This window comes from Methyloceanibacter sp. (genome assembly GCF_051306395.1).
GTDB lineage: Bacteria > Pseudomonadota > Alphaproteobacteria > Rhizobiales > Methyloligellaceae > Methyloceanibacter.
Genome location: NZ_JBPPND010000030.1, coordinates 1 through 2952, shown reverse-complemented (window position 1 = coordinate 2952; position 2952 = coordinate 1). Strand labels below are relative to the sequence as shown.

The 2952-nt window shown below is 62.2% G+C and carries 4 protein-coding genes; 2 read left to right on the top strand and 2 right to left on the bottom strand.

Annotated features, from left to right (window positions below):
• Positions 1–347 precede the first annotated feature (347 nt).
• Entirely contained in the window at positions 348–608 is a 261-nt protein-coding gene (locus ACSLE4_RS02630; RefSeq protein WP_435902939.1) for a hypothetical protein, read from the top strand.
• Between the two features lie 182 nt (positions 609–790).
• Positions 791–1057, top strand: coding sequence for a hypothetical protein (locus ACSLE4_RS02625; RefSeq protein WP_435902938.1), 267 nt, complete (start codon positions 791–793; stop codon positions 1055–1057).
• A 323-nt stretch (positions 1058–1380) separates the two neighbouring features.
• Here ACSLE4_RS02625 and ACSLE4_RS02620 read toward each other — a convergent pair whose 3' ends face one another.
• Together ACSLE4_RS02620 and ACSLE4_RS02615 are read right to left on the bottom strand one after the other, a co-directional pair.
• Positions 1381–2145 (bottom strand): N-acetylmuramoyl-L-alanine amidase, encoded by a 765-nt coding sequence (locus tag ACSLE4_RS02620; protein ID WP_435902937.1) that lies wholly within the window; start codon positions 2143–2145, stop codon positions 1381–1383.
• Between the two features lie 110 nt (positions 2146–2255).
• A partial coding sequence (locus ACSLE4_RS02615; RefSeq protein ID WP_435902936.1) for a TerB family tellurite resistance protein occupies positions 2256–2952 on the bottom strand: 697 nt, incomplete at its 5' end.

Genomic DNA, 2952 nt, shown 5'->3' with positions numbered 1-2952 from the left:
TGGGTGGATGAGAAGACCGGCAAGCTCAAAGTCAATAAAGTCAAGGTGCACAAGGTTCCCGTGCAGGAAGATGGGGTTTGGACCCAGGTCGACCGCTATACCTTCGAGGGGATGGACTTCGAAGAGACGCTTTAGGCGCGCGCCCTCGCTGTCCGCTTCCCTTGCCAGGGGAAGCGGAGTTTTTGCCGGTTTTCCCAAGTCTGATCGCGAAAACGTGAGCGGCGCTCGGTGACCCCAGTCACACTCCTCACGCGTTATTTCGCCGTAGAGTGGGCGCCTGCGCGGACTGGCTTCCCTGCCCTTCGCGCCATGGGTGTCCCCCCGAACCAGACCAGGAGGAAATAACGATGAAAGCGACCTATCTCATTCCGGCGATTGCAGGCGCGTTTCTGTTCACCACCGCCGCCTTCGCCGCCACCGGCGAGTACGACAACATGTGCGCCATGGGCCTCGCCCTCGACAAGAAGGTCGAGACCGACTGCTCCGTTAACGCGGAGATCGACGGCAAGACCTATTGCTTCGGCAACGAGCAGGCCAAGACCTTGTTCATGAAGGACCCGGAAGGCCACCTCGCCAAGGCAGACTCTTTCTACAACGACAATCAATAACTCTCGTACCCGCGAGATGGAGAGAAGGCCCGCCGATTTCGGTGGGCCTTTTTCTTGCGTCCGGTTCGACTCCGCGTCATGGCAGCGCAATTGTCCATTGACGTTCGGGATTTTTTCTGACGTTTGACGTTCCCACCAAACCAAAAACGTTTCGAACTCGAAGTCTGAGAGAGGAGATGCCTATGAAGAACGTGACGCTTGCGCTTGCCGGCGCGATCCTGCTCGCCACCGGTTCCGCTGCGCTGGCCGCCGGGGACTTGGGTGAATTCAGCAACAACTGCGCCTTCGGGCTCACCAAGGGCGAGAAGAAGTTCACCGACTGCTCGGTCCAAGAGAAAATCGACGGTAAGCTCTATTGCTTCAGCAAGCAGTCCGCCAAGGAAGAGTTCATGAAGGACCCGGAAGGCAATCTTGCCGCGGCCGAGGCCTTCTACAACGACAACCAGTAGACCTCACCGTTCTCAACCTACCACTGTGAGGCCCGCCCCCCTGGGGGCGAGCCTTGCTTATTGGCGGAAATAGCTGGGTGCCGAATCTCTAAAGATCGCTCGATCGCGCCAAGCTCTCCTTAACGCTCGCTGCGGCCCGGGCGCGCATGCTCGGAAGGACGCGCCTACAGTGGACGCGTGCCACTGGATATGCGCGGACGCATGTGCAGGCCATGGAAGGGCAGATCATGAACCGGATCTTCACGGCCGCGGCCATAAGCATTCTCATGCTTGGGCTCGCTTCGGGCGCGCGCGGGCTTAGCGCGTAAAGACAAGCAGCCGCGCTAGACGCCAGCTGCCTCCGCGCGGGCGGCAAGGAGGCGTGCCAAGGTCTCGCAGGTAGAGCGGTCGGCGCGGCCATCCACGCGCGCGGGGCGGAAGTGGCGCTGGAAGGCCTCCACGACCTGCTCCAAACCTTTGCCGTAGGTAGAGGTCACCTCCACGCCATAGCCCAACTCTTGCAGTCCGCGTTGCAGGGCGGTGACCGCCTCGTTCTCATCGCCCTGGCCTAACCCTTCGTCGTCCCCGAGCGGCACGGGCGCGACCCACAGCCCGATCCCGGCGCGGGCGAGCCGTTCCCAATCGAACCGTTCGCCAGGATCGCGCTTCCGCCCCGGCGCGATGTCGGAATGAGCGAGGATCCGCGTCGGCGGGATGGGGTGGCGACTGAGGATATCGAGGCACAGCGCCTCGACGGCCTTCATCTGCACGTCGGGAAATTCCGGATAGCCGAATTCATGGCCGGGGTTGTGAATCTCGATGCCGATAGAGCAGGAATTGAGATCCGTCTCGCCGGCCCAGCGGCTTTGCCCCGCATGCCAGGCGCGCATCTCTTCGGCGACCATCTGGGTGATGCGCCCGTCTTCGTCGACGAGGTAGTGCGCGGAGACCTTGGCTTCCTCGCATGTCAACCAATCGAGGGCGGCGTCGCACGACTCCATGCCCGTGTAATGCAGGACCAGCATATCGGGCGCGCGGCCCTCGCAACGCGGCTCGATATTCGGCGATGGGCGCCACTGCGTGGCGAGCGTGCTGTCCGGGGCGGTCATCTTGGCGTCTTGCAGACTGAGTCATTCCGGCGAAAGCCGGAATCCACTTCGCAAAGGAAGCGTGTGTTGCCAGGATCCCGGGTTGCGCCGGGATGACGATGCATCGCGACCTAAAGTCCGCGCTCCTTGGCGATCGCGTCGTAGGCCTCGTTGATGGTCGCGACCTTTTCCGTGGCGATGGCGATGAACTCCTTGGGCACGCCGCGGGCTATCAGCTTATCGGGATGATTGTCGGCAATGAGCTTGCGGTACTGGACCTTCAGCGCCTCGTTGGTGACGCTCGGGTCGACCTCCAGGACCTCATACGGGTTGCGCTTGGAGGCCACGACGTGGCGCGCCTTGATGTAGCTGAATTCGGTTTCGGTGAAGCCGAAGCGGTTGGCAACCTGGGACAGGAACGCTTCCTCGCCGGAATGGAGCGCCTCGTCGGCCTTGGCAATGTGGAACAGGCCGTCGAGCACATCTTCCAGAAGCTTGCGGTTGCCCTTGAACATGGTCGCGAGCTGTTCGGCATAGGCCTCGTATCCGGACACATCCTGCTTGGCCAGATTGAAGACGCGCGCCACGTTCTTCATGTCGCCTTCAGGTACTTTGAAGACTTCCTTGAAGGCGTTTACCTCGTCCATGGTGACCACGCCGTCGGCTTTGGCCATCTTGGCGCCGAGCGCAAGCACGCCCTCGGTGAAGGCCCCCTGGTTCTCGGCCGGCCCGTCCTGCTCCTGATCTCGGTCGATGACGTAGTGCCCCGCCACGCCTCCGAGAAGCGCCCCGATCGGGCCTCCGATCGCGAGCCCCGCAGCGGCTCCA